Source organism: Acutalibacter muris (assembly GCF_002201475.1).
Lineage (GTDB): Bacteria > Bacillota > Clostridia > Oscillospirales > Acutalibacteraceae > Acutalibacter > Acutalibacter muris.
Genome location: NZ_CP021422.1, coordinates 3,223,329 through 3,239,065, shown reverse-complemented (window position 1 = coordinate 3,239,065; position 15,737 = coordinate 3,223,329). Strand labels below are relative to the sequence as shown.

Sequence of the window (15,737 nt, the reverse complement as noted above, 5' to 3'; positions counted from 1 at the left end):
AGAGTATATGCCCCTTTATTGCCGTTCGTTTAAGAGTCGGGTTTTTCCGAAGCCCTGCTCGTATCTGAAGGGGTACTCGCCCACCCCTTTAAGGGACGCGAGCCTTGCCCAGCGGAATTTCCCCTCCCCAAGGCCCCTCCGGGGGGAGTGGAAAACAGGGCGGTGGTCACGGAGCTCATCGGGCAGCGGGGAGAGCACCATGCGGCCGCCGAGCTCCGGGTCCTTGGCACAGAGCTCCTTCAGGAAGTCCCGAAGGCCCAGCTGGGACAGGAACTCGCCGTTTATCAGGGAGTATTTCAAAAGGCACGACAGGTAATACTCCCCCATGGACAGGCAGATATCTGCGCCGCCATAGCCCTTGGAGTGTATATACAGCCGCCCGAAGCGGTCCTTCTGCCGGGGGCTGCGGTGGGCGCTTGCGTCCTCGAACCTGCCGGGGTGGTAATAGTACGCTTCCACCCATAGAGGCAGCAGCATGATGTCCTCCCCAAGCCTTACGCAGAAGCGGGTCAGGAGCAGGTCGTTGAGCCGCTGGAGCAGCGCTATCTGGTCCTCAATGTCCCGGGTGCGCTCCAAAGTGTGGACGGTCTCTCTGAGCTCAAGCATGGGCTCTCTTTGACAGGAGCTTTCTGACCCCCGCCCGGCCCAGGGCCAGGACCGCGCCCACGGCCAGGGACAGGGCGAAGACTCCCAGGGGTACCAGGTGGTATATGCCGAACTCATACTGCCACTGCATATGCTGCCAATACAGCCCCCGGAGGAAGTCCAAAAAGAAGATGTGCAGGAGATACACCGCCAGGGTGGTCTCCCGGCCCAGCCAGGACAGAACCCGAACCGGCTTCGGGGCATTATAGAGCGGGTGGTTCAAGGCTAGGTGTATTAGGAGGAAGGCGGTCAGTATAGAGCCCATGTACAGTTCCCACGGGCCCAGGGAGCCGTATTCCAGAACCGCCAGCCTTTCCGCCAGAAAGACCAGCGGCAAACAGCCCCACCAGGATATCTTCTTTATCCTGGCGAAAGAGCCGGTGCGTATCAGCTTGCCCGAAAGGAAGAAGGGCAGGCCGAAAAGCAGGAAATTGCGGTAGTGGTAGAGCTGGAAGTCAACGCCGGGGTCCCGGGTCAGGAGCTGGTATGTTGTAAGCCCGCCCAGCATAAGGGCCAGCGTAATACACCACCTGGTCCACCGGGGGAGCTTATCGAAAAGCCACCCCAGCAAAAGGTCCAGCAGCAGCACATAGGCGAAGGCCCCAAGAAACCAAAGATGGGCGCTGATGGGGGACTCGTTAAAGAGTAGAAGGTTCCTCCAGGACCCTGGGGGGAATATCTGGGAAAGCCGCATTCGGGCGGCGTAGGCGTTCTGCTGGGGCAGGAGCTCCCTTGCAAGGTACATAAGGTTTCCCAGCACCGCCCATATGAGGATACGTAGAAACTGCCGGAGCTTACGCTTATTGTCAAAGCCCGCCGCGAAGTAGCCGGAGAACATGAAGAATAAGGGCACGGCAAAGCGGCAGAGGGCCACGGTCTCCTCGGCCCCTGCCACCCCGGAGCCGCTGAAATTGTGCAGGCAGATTATTGAGAAGGCCGCGGCAAGACGCAGGAGGTCTATGGTATGGTTGCGCTGCCTGAGCTGGGCATCCATTTTCATCACCTTACCTTGTTCAAATATCCATCTGGGCGGAGAGCCAAGCCTTGGCAAGCTCCGGCCATACCCGGGCGATTTCACAGTCCCGGCGGAGCTTTTTCTGATACTCCGGGTCGGGCTCCCCGGGCGGGGCGAAGAAGCCGTCCAGCGCGTCGGCGGGCGCAGCCTCTATGCTGTCGGCTTTCAGCTTATCCCGCAGAGCGGTTATGGGCGCCAGGGTGTAGGTATCGCCGTGGTCGTTTCTCAGCCACGCGTCATTTGCCAGGGCCAGGCCGTGCTGGCCGCTGGTGAACACGTGGTGGGCAAAGGGCACCCTAGCCGCCTTGCAGGCCCCCGCAAAGAGATAGCTGTTCTCCACAGGCACCGCGTCGTCCTCGGCGGTCTGCCATAGGAAGCAGGGGGGAGCTTTGTCCGTCACCTGGGTCTCAAGGCTCATGTAGTGCAGCATACCCGGGTCGGGCTCACGGCCCAAAAGCGCGTCGAAGGAGCCCCGGTGGGCGTGCTCGCCGGAGGTTATCACCGGGTAGCTGAGTAGGGCGGCGTTCGGGCGGTTTGAAATGCCCGCATACTTCGGAGAGGGATCCTCCACGTCCTGCCAGTGGACGCACAGGCTGGCGCTGAGATGCCCGCCGGCAGAGAACCCGCATACGGCCAGCTTTTCAGGGTCTATATGAAACTCGGCGGCGTTCTTTCTTATGTACCGCACGGCCCTGGACAGGTCGTTTAAGGGCTGCAGGAGAAGGGGCTCCAGGCAGAGGGGGTTCACGGTATAGGTGAGCACGAAGGCGTTATAGCCGGAATTATAGAACTCCAGGGCCACCGGCTCGGCCTCGCTGGGGGCCACGAAGCAGTAGCCGCCGCCGGGCGTCACCAGCAAGGCGGGGTGCGGGGCGGGATCGGTGTGGATATAGCTGACGAGGAAGGGGGTAAAGCCGGCGGAGAGGGAATAATTGTACTCGCCGGGGGCATAGATTTTATGAGTCCGTTTTTGCATATCTGCTCCTTTCGGGGGCTTACTTTTTCTGTCTTGAGAGCCACTGCAAGAGGGTCACGGGCTCTCCGTCTATAGTCACGGGCCTGCCGTCATAGTCCAGGGTGCAGTCGTCGTTCAGCAGGGGTATCCAGGCAAAGTGGCCGATGTACTCGAAGGGGTTTCCCTCCTGGTCCTTAAAGCCCTCGTGTATATCCTTTATATTGTCCCAGTAGGTGAAGTGCACGTTCTTTGCCCCGGCGGCTATCAGGCGCTTATAGGTGGGCTCCACGGTCTCGGAGGGCTTTACCACCGGGTCGTTTTTCGCGTGGGTAAACCAGAGGGCCTTGTCCTTTATGCCCGCAATATCCTCGTCGGTGATGGTCTCGTCATACAGGGCCTCGCACACCGGGAAGGCCGCCGCGAAGTAGTCCGGGTGGTCAAGGAACATACGCATGGTCATGAAGCCGCCGTTGCTGTCGCCGCCGATGTATATGCGGTCCCGGTCGATGTTCTCGTTGCGGGAGACGAAGTCCTCTATGCAGTCCATAAGGGCCTTGGAGTACATACTCTTACCTGTGCGGCCGTATTCGCCGCTGCCGTCGTTCATCCAGAAGGTGGGGGTCTGGGGGGCTAGGACGTAGGCCCCGCCGAAGTACGCCTGTATCTTCGGGGAGCTCAGGGCCACCACCTTATTGCCCATGTAGGCAACGGAGGGGTCAACGCCGCCCTCCCCCGCGCCGTGCAGCCAGATAATAAGGGGCCGGGGGCCGGGCTCCACGGTCTGGGGGAGGTAGTAGCCGTAGTTCAGGGGCTCTGCCGTGCGCGAGGTATCGTTTATCCAGCCCTTGGAGCAGGGGCAGCTTTCGCCTAAGGGATAGTCGTACACAAGGCCGGTGACAGCGCCCTCTGAGGTCTCCAGGGGCCCGGTCTGGGTTATAGTAAAGCGCATATTTACGAAGACGTTCAGCCCCTTGGGGGCGGAGATGCGGGAGGCCAGCTGGTGTAAGGGGCCATAGGCAAGCTCCAGGGCCACGCAGTCCCCGGACTCCATGGGTTCGCCGGACAGGTCCGAGGGATAGGCTTTCTTTACCGGGATATACCCCCGGCTCTCCTCCTTGTCGTCCACGGCCATCCAGGACTTCGGCAGCAGGAGAAGTTCCCCTCTCTCGTCCAGGCGCCGGACGTACACGGAAAAGCTCTCTGGGCAGACGGCCCTGACAGGGGCGGGCAGGGGCAGGACGATTTTTGTGACATATGGGCCAAAATCGGTGACGCGGGTGTGGGTGTAGTAACCTTTGCTCATTATATTCGCTCCTTTATGCGTTTTTTTAATTATATCGCTTAAACGGGCGGGTGTCAAGAGATGTGCTATATAATCGGGCGGAGGGGTCTATAACAGTATAGATGCACTGATAAGTCTGTGCACAGTTACCTGCCATATTATCAAAAAAGCATATAAAACTGGTTGACATTGCCATTTCGTTATGGTATAATGACTACGACCCAAAGCTGACCGAGGCAGGTTTTTGGATACTATGTTTGTTGTATCCAAAGAATAACCGGCCCGGGAGCGGCTCTTTAAAGGACGAAAACCCGCGCAGCCCTTTAGGGGCGGTTTACCGGGAGATAAGAGCTGAACAGCAGAGTCTACATACTATACTGCTTGTGAAGGAGGTGAGCCGGAGAGCTTTTCCTAATTTCTTTGCGGTGAAAAGCCGCGCGGGCTCATTAGCCGGGCGTTTTGAATAATCTCATAGAAAGGGTACCCTTTCTATATTGTGTATATCCGTTGGATATACACAATAGTGCCTTGACGATGTGGGACCTGCGGCTTGCACCAAAGGGTTCCTCCCCAAAAAGCGGCGCCTGCGGGTGCGCCTTGAGGAAGGAGCTCATATTCCAAATTCAATATCCCGCGCAATTTTCCAGAGGAGGCATTTTATAATGCGTAAAAAGTTAATCGCACTTTTACTGGCGGCCGTTATGCTGGTATCCGTTTTCGCGGCCTGCGGCGGCGAGAATAACAGCAGCACCGCCGGCGGCGACAGCTCCGCCAGCACCCCCGAGAGCAGCACTGGCGGCGACAGCTCCGAGAGCGCTCCTGAGAGCTCCCAGGTAAGCACCGGCGACGGCGCTATGACCGAGGTGGGCACCCCCCGCAGCGAGACCCTGATAGTTGAGTTCCAGAGCGCTACGGACTGCCCCGGCCAGTTCAACACCTACATGAACGGCACCTCCGCCGGCATCGGCATCCATCAGCTCATGTCCGCTATGATGTGGGAGATGGACACCGTTAAGGGCGAGCAGTTCCCCGAGGTGGCCGCCGACATGGGCACCCCCAACGAGGACTTCACCGAGTGGACCATTAAGATCCGCGAGGGCATCAAGTGGTCCGACGGCGAGGACCTGAACGCTGAGGACGTGGCCTTCACCATGAATATGATAAAGGACACCGACTCCATCGGCGCCAGCTCCTACTACAAGCAGGTCTTCAAGTCCATCGAGGCTGTGGACGCTACCACCGTCAAGATCGTGACCAACGAGCCCTTCCCCAGGCTGACTCAGCGCTTTGGCGTTACCATCTGGGGCAACGACCTGCGCATCGTTCCCGAGCATATCTACAGCCAGCAGGCCGACGTGTACACCTTTAAGGACGAGCAGCCCGTAGTGGCCGGCCCCTACACTGTACATTCCTACGACCCCAACGGCGCATGGGTGCTCTATCAGCGCCGCGAGGACTGGGAGCAGTCCACCCTGGGCGTTGTGAATAAAGAGGTCTACGGCAACACCGACGCGCCTCCGGCGTGGGTATGGTTCCGCACCCTGGGCGACGACGAGTCCACCAAGCAGATGGCCATGATCAACAACGAGATCGACGTGCTCTGTGAGGTCACCCCCGAGGTTCTGGAGGCCATGATGGCCCAGAACGACAAGGTCAAGGCCTGGTACGCCGACTTCCCCTACGCTACCTCTGACGACCCCTGCTCCAAGGGCTTGGTGTTCTCCATGGGCAAGGGCGCTCCCTATAACGACCCCAACTTCCGCTGGGGCATGACCCTTATGCTGGACTTCGACCAGATATCCATGAACGTCTTTGAGGGTATCGGCCGCGCCTCCTGCTTCCCGATCCTGACGGCCACCACTGCCATGACCGAGCTGTACTATCAGCCCCTGAAGGAGTGGGTCACCGACTTCGAGCTGGATCTGGGCGACGGCACCAAGTTCAAGCCCTTCGATCCCGAGTATAAGAACCGCATGGCGGAGACCCTGCGCGCCCAGGGCCGCGACATTCCCACCGACGAGGCTACCCTTGAGGATATGTTCGGCATCGGCTGCTGGAAGCACGACGAGGAGGCCGCCACCAAGCTGCTGGCCTTGGCCGGCGTGACCAAGGAGGGCGACACCTGGATGTTCAACGGCGAGCCCTTCAAGTTCAACGTGTCCTACCTGTCCTCCGGCGAGTTCCAGGCCGGCCGCGGCGGCCAGGCTGCCTATAACCAGTGGAAGGCTCTGGGCTTTGACTGCACCCTGGTCTCTGAGAGCTCCGCTACCTGGGACACCAACGGCGGCACCGGCGAGTTTGACATTGGCGCTTACTGGCCCACTGGCGGCATCACCAAGGACATCTACTCTCAGATCTCCGGCTATGACAACGCCCTTATCAAGCCCCTGGGCGAGACCGGCTCCGGCCAGGGTATGCGCTGGGACAATGAAGAGGCCTCCAAGATCATCCAGGACCTCTCCAAGATCTCTCCCGACAGTGACGAGGCCTATCAGCTGGCCCAGGACTTCATGAAGATAGCTATTGAGGACTGCGTCATGATCGGCTTCCATTCCGGCGTTAAGTTCGTTCCCACCAATGACACCTACTGGACCGGCTATCCCTGCGCGGATGATCCCTACAACGGCCCCTGGTGGTGGTGGAGCTGCTTCAAGTACATCCTGCCCCATCTGAAGGCGGTTGGCTAAGGAGCGGTATCCCAAAAGGAAAATTAAAGGGCAGGAGGGCTTCACAGCCAAATGCCTGAAGTAGCATAAGTTTAGGGGAGAGGCGCGAACCTTCTTCTGTTGCGTCTCTCCCTTTTTATACTTAAATTCTGTGTCAGTTTTTTTGCTCAATTAACACATTTTTCGTCACTGTTGCGAAACATTAAGCGTTTCGCCGCCCTATAATCTGTCAGATAAGGAAGTGTATTTGTGAAATTCCGTACATATTTCTTGAAGCGTATCCTGACTTGGGCCCTGACGATCTGGATCGGCGTAACATTCATATTCTTCATCCCAAGAATGTTCCCTTCTGACCCTGTTCAGAACATGATCGGACAGATGACAGCCCGGTCCGGCTCTATGGACCCCGCCCAGAGAGAGGCGCTGGAGAGCCAGCTTCGGGTGCAGTTCGGCCTGGAGGGCTCTTTGCTACAGCAGTATGGCTCTTTCCTGTGGAACGGCCTTCTGCATTTTGACTTCGGCCCCTCCCTGATGAGCTATCCCACCCCGGTGAACGACATTATCGGCCGCAACCTGCCGTATACGGTGTGCCTGTCCCTGTTCTCCACCGTGTTCGCCTGGATAATCGGCAACGTGATAGGCCTTCTGGCCGGGTTCCGCAAGAACAAGCGCTCCTCCAAGATACTGGAGGGTATCGCCATCTGCATTTACCCCATTCCGTACTTTATCGTGGCCCTGATATTCCAGATAGTCTTCGCCTTCCTGCTGGGCTGGTTCCCCCTTACCACTACTCTGCCCGCCGCGGGCGGCGCTGCGGCGTTCTGGGGGGCCCTCTTAAAGGCCTCCGTGCTGCCGGCCCTCAGTATGCTGCTGGTGGGCACCGGCTGGTGGATAATCTCCATGAAGTCCCTTGCCGGGACCACGGCCGAGGAGGACTTTGTGCGCTATGCCCGCTACCGCGGTCTTTCCGAAGGGAAAATCGGCCGCAGCTATGTTTTCCATAACTCTATCCTGACCCAGATCACCGCTTTGGCTATGAGCCTGGGCGGCGTGTTCGGCGGCTCCATCATGGTCGAGATCATTTTCGGCTATCCGGGCGTTGGTACGTTGGTGCAGAACGCCATACTGGCTTCGGATTACAACATGATCCTGGGCTGCATCACCATCTCCATCGTGGCCGTGGCAACCGCCACACTGATAGTCGACCTGGTCTACCCGTTCATCGATCCACGGATCCGCTACAGCTAAGAAAGGAGGGAGTTTATACGTGGCTAAATTTAGAAAATTCTGGAAAAACGCGAATTTCCGCCTGAAAGCCGGACTTATTATCACGCTGATATTCTTTATCATCGGCTTTGTGGTCTATTTCTTCCCCCATGAGGACCCCTTCGCCTTCAACACCTACCCCAACAAGCTGGGCGCTTCCATGGAGCACCCCCTGGGCACCACCAATATGGGCCAGGACGTTATGTGGCTCCTTATTGAGGCCATACATAATTCTCTGACCATAGGACTTATTGTGGCGCTGATAGGCACCGTGGTGGGCGTTTTCGTGGGGCTGCTGGCCGGCTTTGCCGGCGGAGCCCTGGACCGTGTGCTAATGCTCATTACGGATACCTTTGTGGTTATCCCCTCGCTGCCCATACTGATCCTGATGACCTCGCTGATGAAGGGCAGCTCCACCGTCATACTGATGGCGCTGGTGCTGGCACTGTTCGCTTGGGCCTGGCCCAGCCGCCAGATACGCTCCATGGCCCTGACCATAAAGGAGCGCGACTTTATCCACACGGCGCGGTTCTCCGGCGAGGGCACCATACAGATAGTTGTCACAGAGATTCTGCCCTTTGCGCTGTCCTGGTCCCTGTCAAACTTCATGAACGCCGTTTTGAGCGCTATCGGCTCCGAGTCCAGCCTGGCGGTCCTGGGCCTTTCCCCCGGCAGTCTGGTGTCCCTGGGCAATATGATCCAGTGGGCCAGGGAAAAGAACGCGATTTTCACCCAGCAGTGGCTCTGGATAGGCTCGCCTATAGTGGCCACCGTGGTGCTGTTCATTGGCCTGTTTATGCTCATCACGGGCTATAATGACTATCAATCCATGAAGAGAGGCAGGTAAACCGAATATGTTAAAAATCGAGCATCTGTCCACCTCTTATAAGACCATAGACGGCGACGTGCACGTTATAAACGATCTCGACCTGACTATCAAAGACAACGAGATCTTCGGCATTGCGGGCGAGTCCGGCTGCGGCAAGACAACTCTGCTCAACACCCTCTACGACATCGTGGAGTTCCCCCTGGTGATAGACCAGGGCCGGGTGGTTCTGGAGGGGGAGAAGAACGGCAGCAAGTTCTCTTACGAGTCTGGCCAGATACGCAAAACCTGGTGGAACAATATTTCCTATGTGCCCCAGGCCGCCCAGAGCGTGCTTAACCCCATTGTGCGGCTGAAAAAGCAGTTTGTGGATTCAATACCCAAGGAGGACAGAAAGAATGAGACCGAGGCCCAGACACTGGAGCGCGTGGCCAACTACCTGAAAGAGCTGAGCCTTTCGCCGGATGTGCTGGAGGCATACCCCTTCCAGCTTTCAGGCGGTATGCGCCAGAGGGCCATCATAGCTCTTGCCACATTTATGTCTCCCAATGTGGTGCTGGCGGACGAACCCACCACCGCCCTGGACGTGGTGGTGCAAAAGGGCATTCTGATGATGCTTATGCGCCTGCAAAAGCAGCTGAAGAACACCCTTGTTATCGTCAGCCACGACATGGGCGTGCACTATCAGGTGACCAACCGCATGGCCATCATGTATTCCGGCAGCGTGGTGGAGCTGGGCAATACCGAGGACATCTTCGGCGACCCCATACATCCCTATACCACCATGCTGGTCGGGGCCCTGCCCCGGGTGGGCGAGGATATACAGAGGGTCGGCATACCGGGTCGTCCCCCGGCCCTGAAGGACCCGCCTCCGGGCTGCCGCTTCGCGCCCAGGTGCCCCCACGCCACAGATAGGTGCCGCAAGGAGGTCCCGGCTTTCCGGGAGGTAAGGCCAGGCCGGTTTGCCGCCTGCCATCTGCTCAACGAGGAGGTGAAGGCGAATGGCTAAGAAATTACTTGAGATAAACGGCGTCAGCAAGATATTCCGCGTGGGCGGTATGCTCCGCGGCAAGAAGCTGGTGGCCGTGGACGACGTTACACTGTCCATCGACAGCGACAGGCCGGTTATACTGTCCATCGTGGGCGAGTCCGGCTGCGGCAAGTCCACCCTTTGCAAGATGGTTCTGCGCCTGCACAACCCGGACATGGGGGAGATAATCCTGGACGGCAAGAATTACGCCGACAAAAAGAGCTATGACCCCCATCAGTTCAAGCTGGACGTTCAGCCCATCTTCCAGAACCCCTATGAGTCCTTCTCCGCCAGGAAGACCGTGGATACCTACCTTTACAACACGGCTCTGCGGCTGGGCATAGCGAAGAACCGGCAGGAGGCCGACAGGCTGGTGGACGAGGCCCTAAAGAGCGTGGGAATGTCCCTTGAGGTCGTAAAGGGCAAGTACCCCACCCAGTTCTCCGGCGGCGAGCTCCAGCGCGTATCCATCGCCCGGGCCCTTATCACCCGGCCGAAGCTGATAATCGCCGACGAGCCTGTGGCGGCCATAGACGCCTCCATGAAGATGAACATTGTCAACCTCTTCAAGGAGCTTCGTGATAAGTACAAGATATCCTTCATCTATATTACCCACGACCTGTCCACGGCCTACTACGTGTCGGACTATATCGCCACCCTCTACCGCGGCTGCCTTATCGAATACGGGCCGGCCAAGGAGATAATGGACGAACCGGCTCACCCCTATACGGAGCTGCTCATGAGCTCTGTGCCCCGGGTAGGCGACAAGTGGGACAAGGAACTGGCCATGCCCGACATGGAGGGCAAGGAGTACGCCATCTCCTACTGCAAGTTTGCCCCCCGCTGCCCCTATGCCACGGACAAGTGCCGCCAGTCGCGGCCCGAGCCCACAAAGCTTGGGGAGGAGCGCATGGTGCTGTGCTATCATCCGCTTAACGGCAACAAGGATTAAAGCTTGGCCATATAAATCAAATAAGGCATGGGTTTTGGCCCATGCCTTATGTTTTATGAGTAAGCTTAGATCCACCTTGCCTCGGTCATCTTGTCCTCGAAGGTGATGGAGCGCTTGAGCACGTCGCAGGCCTTTACAAGGCCCTCGTTCTGGCTCATAAGGCTGTCCTCATGCTCGATGGACAGCACGTAGTCATAGCCCACCATGCGCAGGTTGCTGACAAACTCCTTCCAGAACAGCTCGTCGTGGCCGTAGCCGATGCTGCGGAAGATCCAGCTGCGATGGAGCTCGTCGGCATAGCTGATGGTGTCCAGGGTGCCGTTGACAGGGGCGTTTATGGGGTCTATTATAGCGTCCTTGGCGTGCACGTGGAAGATGGCGTCGCCGCCCAGGGCCCTGATGACCTTGATGGGGTCCATGCCCTGCCAGAACAGGTGGCTGGGGTCGAGGTTAGCGCCGATCTCGGGACCCACGGCCTCCCGCAGGCGCAGGAGGGTACGGGTGTTATGTACGCAGAAGCCCTGGTGCATCTCCATGGCTATCTTATTTACGCCGTGCTCCTTGGCGAAGGCCACAAAATTCTTCCAGTAGGGGATAAGCACCTCGTTCCACTGCCACTCCAGCACCTCAGGGAACTCGTTGGGCCAGGCACAGACCACCCAGTTGGGGTTCTTGCTCTCGGGGCAGTCGCCCGGGCAGCCGGAGAAGGTGTTTATCTGGTGTATGCCCAGCTTCTCGGCCATGAGCACCGCATTGTGCAGGTCGTCGTCAAACTGCTTTGCGATCTCCTTGTTGGGATGCACGGGGTTGGCATGGCAGCTAAGGGCGCTTATCTCAAGGCCGGACTCCTTAACGGTGGTCACGAACTCGTTGAACTTCTCCTCGTCATGGAGCAGCACGCCCGGGTCGCAGTGGTCCTTGCCGGGATATCCGCCGCAGCCTATCTCCACCATCTGTGCACCCAGGCCCTTAAAGTAGGCCAGCGCCTCCTTCAGGGGGGTACTGCCGATAACATTTGAAAGAATACCTAATTTCACTCTGTATGCACTCCTTTGAATTTATTTTGGTCCTTGGAAATATTATACAGAATAATGGGCCAAAAATCAATCCCATCCGCAAATTATTTTGGCGGATATTTTTGCTATTCGCCGCAAAAATACTCGGCCTTGCCCAGGTTGTCTATGTTTGCGCAAAGCACCTTATCCACGGCTTCCATACTCACCCTCCCGGGAATATGTACCCATCACCAGCTCCATCAGGTGCAGCGCATTGCCGCCGTCCTGCCCGATGCACAGCTTGCACCGGTTGCAGTAACATAGCACCGGCAACCCGCCGTGCTTCGCCGCCTGGTCCGGCTGGAAGTGCAGGTCGCCGCAGTAGTCCGCCTGCCCGCGGTTTTCAGGTATCTCCTCAAAAGCCACTCCCATTTTAGCCAGCAGGCTCCGCACCGCCTCATGTATCTCCGGGTGCTCCCGGTCCCGCCAGCAGTCCTGTATGCTTACGGCCAGTCCGCTGTAATCCGGCAGCGGAAATTTTTCCTCCCGGTCCAGCCACACAAGCAGGTTCTCCGGCACAAGCTCCGGAAAGCGCACCTCTATGACCTCCCGGCAGGCCTGACAGAGGTACAGCGCCCGGTCACCCTTCGGGTACTCCAGCTTGTCCACCCGGCAGCACCCGGCCACCGGCATTATAGCCTTCATGCGCTCCAAAAGCAGCTTTGCCGTCTCGGGAGTAGCTTTATTAAAGTTACAGCTTGGAAAATAAATATCGCCCATAGTTCAGCCCTTTATAGACTCCATCAGCCCGCCGCTTTTGATTATCTTCTGCAAAAACTCCGGGTACGGCTGGGCCTGATAGGTCCTGCCGGTGGTCTCGTCGGTGATAAGGCCGGTGTCAAAGTCCACCGCCACGCTGTCCCCGGGGTTTATCTCCTCGGCAGCCTTCGGGCACTCCAGAATTGGGAAACCGATATTTATGGAGTTGCGGTAAAAAATTCTTGCGAAGGTCTTGGCTATAACGCAGGAGGCCCCGCTGGCCTTCAGCGCGATGGGAGCGTGCTCCCTTGAGGACCCGCAGCCGAAATTCTTTCCGGCCACCACCACGTCCCCGGGCTTCACGTTCTTCACGTAGTCCTTGTCGATGTCCTCCATACAGTGGGCCGCAAGCTCCGCGTGGGAGGCGGTGTTGAGGTAGCGGGCGGGGATTATTACGTCGGTGTTTACGTCGTCGCCGTATTTGTGTACTGTGCCTTTGGCGTTCATGTATTTGCTCCTTTCGGGATTTATTCTGGCTTTCCTGTGCCTTTAACGGCATACTCGGCCTTTATCCTGTCTATTGACCGCCCGCCTATACCGAAGTTCCGGTCGGGCAGTTCCTTTATCGTTATGCTGAAAAACTCCGCAGGTATGTGCGTTATGCCAGCCGCGGTCTCGGTAAGCTCTTTGATAAGCCGGGATTTCTGCTCGTCTGTCAGTGTGCCGCACTCCATTGAAATGTAGGGCATGGTTTTTCACTTCCTTACAGTATCGCTTGGGTTATCTCATCAGCAGTGTAGCTGTCCGTATGTATCGCGAACCTTTGGCCGTCGGCAAAATCCTTTTCCTCCAGCGGCGGCTTGCGGTTGGGCCGCTTCTTCATGAGTATCAGCGGCTTAATCTCCTCCAGCCGCTTCACACTGTCCACCCCGAACATCATCCACTTGCCGTCATGATAAGTCTTGGAGCCGTCGTAAACCTCCCGCACCCAGGGGGAAAACTCCTCCCGCCGGGTTTCAAAAGCCTCCCGCTCCGCCTTGCCGAAGATTATCATGAAGTCAAACCTATCCTCTCTGGTGTACACGGTAAGGAGGGTCTTCTTCCCCTGTCTGAACTTCAGCTCGTCCTTGCCGTCGCCCATTTCGTCCAGCCGGTACTTTCCTCGCATGAACACCATGGTTTCGTGGCTTACCCGCTCAAGCTCCGTCATGTCCTCACCTCCGTGTGGTAATACTGCTCCTGAAAATGGGTCAGTTCAACTATCTGCTTTTTTGTAAAGCTCCTCCCCTCCGGCGCAAGCACCCACTTTTCCTCCACATCGTCAAACCTGTGGATAACGGCGATGAGCCTGCCGGTGAACTCTGTGAGCGGCTCGTCCACCCCCAGCACGTAAGCGTCCTGCTCCTCGCCGTCCGGGGCTATGAGCCCGGGCACGTAGCCGTAGTTGATCGGGTATATGATGTCCGGGTGCTTGGGGTGCGCCGTGCCCATGGGGCGGTCTATTTTGATGAAGAGGGCGTCGCCGGTCCGGGGCGGGTGGGCGGTAAAATATTCCTCACGAAGCAGGGAAAAGACCGCGTCGTCGAAGCATCTGCCCTCATAGGTACGCACGGCCCGGCGCAGGGTCCCCTCTCGGGTAAAGCCCAGCTTTTCCAGCAGGCCGAGGGAGGCGGCGTTTTCCGTGAAGGCCCGGGCGCTGACCGCCTCTGTGCCCGTTTGGAGGAACAGGTACCGCAGCAGCCCCTCCAGCGCCTCGGACATATAACCCTTATGGGCGTGTTCCTCCCCCAGATAGTAGTCCAGGGACAGGGCCTCCATCCGAAAACGCAGACTGTCTGTTTCCAGCCCGATATGCCCCAGAACCTGGCCGTCCGCCCGCCGCACAAGGGAAAACTGGCGTTCCGGCTCGCTTAGAAGCAGCTCCTCCAGCTTCTCCACAGTGGGGAGTTTGCCCAGACAGTTGTACCGCCGCACATACTCCTGGGCAAGGAACTCCCGGAGCGCAGGCGCGTCGGCCCGCTTCGGGGGCCTTAGCAGCAGCCGGTCAGTCTCTATTCTTATGGGCTCCATCACAGCTTCGCCGGGTCCGTCAGGTAACCGGTCACGGCGCTTGCCGCCGCAACGGCGGGGCTTGAGAGTATGACCTCAGACTCCACGTGGCCCATGCGCCCCACAAAGTTTCGGTTTGTGGTGGACACGGCCCGCTCGCCCTCGGCAAGGATGCCCATATAGCCGCCCAGGCACGGCCCGCAGGTGGGGGTGCTGAACACGGCCCCGGCCTCGATGAATATCTCCGCCAGGCCCTCGCGCACGCACTGTAAGTAGACCTCCTGGGTGGCGGGGATAACTATGCAGCGCACGTTCTTCGCCACCTTGCGGCACTTGAGTATCTGGGCGGCTATCCGCATATCGCTTATGCGGCCGTTGGTGCAGGAGCCTATCACCGACTGGTCTATCTTCACGTTGCTGACCTCTTCTATAGTACGGGTGTTCTCCGGCAGGTGGGGCATGGACACAGTGGGCCGCAGGGCGGAGAGGTCTATTGTCACCGTGCGGGTATATTCCGCGTCCGGGTCGGCCTCATAGACCTTAGGCTCCCGCTGGAAGCGGTCCCTGCAATATTCCATGGTTTTCTCGTCCACCGGGAAGATGCCGTTCTTGGCCCCGGCCTCTATGGCCATGTTGGCGATGGTGAATCTGTCGTCCATGGAAAGCGCCGACACTCCGGGCCCCACAAACTCCAGGGACTGGTATAAGGCGCCGTCCACGCCTATCTCCCCGATAAGGTGCAGGATAACGTCCTTGCCGCAGACGAAGCCAGTGGGCTTGTTGATAAGCTCAACTTTAATGGCAGAGGGTATCTTGAACCATAATTTGCCGGTTATCATGGCCGCCGCCATGTCCGTGGAGCCCACGCCGGTGGAGAAGGCCCCCAGCGCCCCATAGGTGCAGGTGTGGGAGTCCGCGCCCACAACAGCGTCGCCGGGGCCTACCAGGCCCTGCTCCGGGAGAAGGGCGTGCTCTATGCCCATCTTTCCCACGTCGAAGAAGTTCTTGATGTCGTACTTGTCGGCAAACTGCCGCGTCTGCTTGCACTGCTGGGCCGCCTTGATGTCCTTGTTGGGGGCGAAGTGGTCCAGCACCAGGGCTATCTTCTCCCGGTCAAAGACGTCCGTTGCCCCGCATTTCTCAAACTCGTTGATGGCCACCGGGGAGGTGATGTCATTGCCCAGTACCAGATCAAGGCTTGCCTCGATAAGCTGCCCGGGCTCCACCCTGTCCATCCCCGCGTGGGCGGCCAATATCTTTTGTGTCATCGTCATAGGCATATTATTGCCCTCCTCAT

General features: G+C 58.3%; 16 protein-coding genes. 5 read left to right on the top strand and 11 right to left on the bottom strand.

Annotation, left to right across the window (positions count from 1 at the left end; all coding sequences use genetic code 11):
• Window positions 1–15 precede the first annotated feature (15 nt).
• From ADH66_RS16470 to ADH66_RS16455, 4 genes are read right to left on the bottom strand one after another with little or no spacing between them, the layout of a single operon-like run.
• Window positions 16–606 carry a hypothetical protein gene (locus tag ADH66_RS16470; protein WP_066538610.1) on the bottom strand — a complete coding sequence of 197 codons (591 nt, stop codon included), beginning with the start codon at window positions 604–606 and terminating at the stop codon, window positions 16–18.
• Window positions 599–1,645: an acyltransferase family protein gene (locus tag ADH66_RS16465; RefSeq protein WP_066538614.1), complete on the bottom strand. Its 1,047-nt coding sequence runs from the start codon at window positions 1,643–1,645 to the stop codon at window positions 599–601. Before ADH66_RS16465 ends, ADH66_RS16470 begins: the two co-directional genes overlap by 8 nt.
• A 13-nt stretch (window positions 1,646–1,658) precedes the next feature.
• Entirely contained in the window at window positions 1,659–2,636 is a 978-nt protein-coding gene (locus ADH66_RS16460; protein WP_066538616.1) for an alpha/beta hydrolase, read from the bottom strand.
• 19 nt (window positions 2,637–2,655) lie between these two features.
• The gene (locus ADH66_RS16455; protein WP_066538617.1) at window positions 2,656–3,918 is read right to left on the bottom strand and encodes a prolyl oligopeptidase family serine peptidase; all 1,263 of its coding nucleotides are present in this window, start codon (window positions 3,916–3,918) and stop codon (window positions 2,656–2,658) included.
• A 641-nt stretch (window positions 3,919–4,559) separates the two neighbouring features.
• On the opposite strand from ADH66_RS16455, the gene ADH66_RS16450 reads away from it, so the two are divergent.
• The 5 genes from ADH66_RS16450 to ADH66_RS16430 all read left to right on the top strand — a co-directional run bounded on the left by ADH66_RS16450 (window position 4,560) and on the right by ADH66_RS16430 (window position 10,637).
• Window positions 4,560–6,584: an ABC transporter substrate-binding protein gene (locus ADH66_RS16450; protein ID WP_066538618.1), complete on the top strand. Its 2,025-nt coding sequence runs from the start codon at window positions 4,560–4,562 to the stop codon at window positions 6,582–6,584.
• A 228-nt stretch (window positions 6,585–6,812) separates the two neighbouring features.
• Window positions 6,813–7,811, top strand: coding sequence for an ABC transporter permease (locus ADH66_RS16445; protein WP_066538620.1), 999 nt, complete (start codon window positions 6,813–6,815; stop codon window positions 7,809–7,811).
• A 19-nt stretch (window positions 7,812–7,830) separates the two neighbouring features.
• Window positions 7,831–8,676 (top strand): ABC transporter permease, encoded by an 846-nt coding sequence (locus ADH66_RS16440; protein WP_066538621.1) that lies wholly within the window; start codon window positions 7,831–7,833, stop codon window positions 8,674–8,676.
• Between the two features lie 7 nt (window positions 8,677–8,683).
• Complete coding sequence (locus ADH66_RS16435; protein ID WP_066538622.1) at window positions 8,684–9,664, top strand: ABC transporter ATP-binding protein; 981 nt, start codon at window positions 8,684–8,686, stop codon at window positions 9,662–9,664.
• A complete protein-coding gene (locus ADH66_RS16430; protein WP_066538623.1) occupies window positions 9,657–10,637 on the top strand; it encodes an ABC transporter ATP-binding protein in 981 nt (326 codons plus the stop codon). Before ADH66_RS16435 ends, ADH66_RS16430 begins: the two co-directional genes overlap by 8 nt.
• 65 nt (window positions 10,638–10,702) lie before the next feature.
• Here the strand turns inward: ADH66_RS16430 and ADH66_RS16425 are convergent, their stop codons facing one another.
• The 7 genes from ADH66_RS16425 to leuC all read right to left on the bottom strand — a co-directional run bounded on the left by ADH66_RS16425 (window position 10,703) and on the right by leuC (window position 15,720).
• A complete protein-coding gene (locus ADH66_RS16425; RefSeq protein ID WP_066538624.1) occupies window positions 10,703–11,674 on the bottom strand; it encodes a sugar phosphate isomerase/epimerase family protein in 972 nt (323 codons plus the stop codon).
• A gap of 162 nt (window positions 11,675–11,836) precedes the next feature.
• Entirely contained in the window at window positions 11,837–12,412 is a 576-nt protein-coding gene (locus ADH66_RS16420) for a hypothetical protein (protein WP_066538628.1), read from the bottom strand.
• Window positions 12,413–12,415: 3 nt separating this feature from the next.
• Window positions 12,416–12,898, bottom strand: coding sequence for a 3-isopropylmalate dehydratase small subunit (gene leuD, locus ADH66_RS16415; protein ID WP_066538629.1), 483 nt, complete (start codon window positions 12,896–12,898; stop codon window positions 12,416–12,418).
• Window positions 12,899–12,918: 20 nt separating this feature from the next.
• Window positions 12,919–13,140, bottom strand: coding sequence for a 4-oxalocrotonate tautomerase DmpI (gene dmpI / locus ADH66_RS16410; protein ID WP_066538630.1), 222 nt, complete (start codon window positions 13,138–13,140; stop codon window positions 12,919–12,921).
• Between the two features lie 14 nt (window positions 13,141–13,154).
• Window positions 13,155–13,601, bottom strand: coding sequence for a DUF3788 family protein (locus tag ADH66_RS16405; RefSeq protein ID WP_066538631.1), 447 nt, complete (start codon window positions 13,599–13,601; stop codon window positions 13,155–13,157).
• Window positions 13,598–14,461, bottom strand: coding sequence for a GNAT family N-acetyltransferase (locus ADH66_RS21520; RefSeq protein WP_084384413.1), 864 nt, complete (start codon window positions 14,459–14,461; stop codon window positions 13,598–13,600). The genes ADH66_RS16405 and ADH66_RS21520 overlap by 4 nt, the downstream gene beginning before the upstream one ends.
• Window positions 14,461–15,720, bottom strand: a complete 1,260-nt coding sequence (leuC, locus tag ADH66_RS16395) for a 3-isopropylmalate dehydratase large subunit (protein WP_066538633.1) — start codon at window positions 15,718–15,720, stop codon at window positions 14,461–14,463. The genes ADH66_RS21520 and leuC overlap by 1 nt, the downstream gene beginning before the upstream one ends.
• Window positions 15,721–15,737 lie beyond the last annotated feature (17 nt).

Coding starts and splice junctions, on each gene's coding strand:
- ADH66_RS16435 (WP_066538622.1), top strand. CDS start 8,684: ATGTTAAAAATCGAGCATCTGTCCACCTCTTATAAGACCATAGACGGC.
- ADH66_RS21520 (WP_084384413.1), bottom strand. CDS start 14,461: ATGGAGCCCATAAGAATAGAGACTGACCGGCTGCTGCTAAGGCCCCCG.
- ADH66_RS16470 (WP_066538610.1), bottom strand. CDS start 606: ATGCTTGAGCTCAGAGAGACCGTCCACACTTTGGAGCGCACCCGGGAC.
- dmpI (WP_066538630.1), bottom strand. CDS start 13,140: ATGCCCTACATTTCAATGGAGTGCGGCACACTGACAGACGAGCAGAAA.
- leuD (WP_066538629.1), bottom strand. CDS start 12,898: ATGAACGCCAAAGGCACAGTACACAAATACGGCGACGACGTAAACACC.
- ADH66_RS16455 (WP_066538617.1), bottom strand. CDS start 3,918: ATGAGCAAAGGTTACTACACCCACACCCGCGTCACCGATTTTGGCCCA.
- ADH66_RS16405 (WP_066538631.1), bottom strand. CDS start 13,601: ATGACGGAGCTTGAGCGGGTAAGCCACGAAACCATGGTGTTCATGCGA.
- ADH66_RS16460 (WP_066538616.1), bottom strand. CDS start 2,636: ATGCAAAAACGGACTCATAAAATCTATGCCCCCGGCGAGTACAATTAT.
- ADH66_RS16465 (WP_066538614.1), bottom strand. CDS start 1,645: ATGAAAATGGATGCCCAGCTCAGGCAGCGCAACCATACCATAGACCTC.
- ADH66_RS16430 (WP_066538623.1), top strand. CDS start 9,657: ATGGCTAAGAAATTACTTGAGATAAACGGCGTCAGCAAGATATTCCGC.
- leuC (WP_066538633.1), bottom strand. CDS start 15,720: ATGCCTATGACGATGACACAAAAGATATTGGCCGCCCACGCGGGGATG.
- ADH66_RS16420 (WP_066538628.1), bottom strand. CDS start 12,412: ATGGGCGATATTTATTTTCCAAGCTGTAACTTTAATAAAGCTACTCCC.
- ADH66_RS16450 (WP_066538618.1), top strand. CDS start 4,560: ATGCGTAAAAAGTTAATCGCACTTTTACTGGCGGCCGTTATGCTGGTA.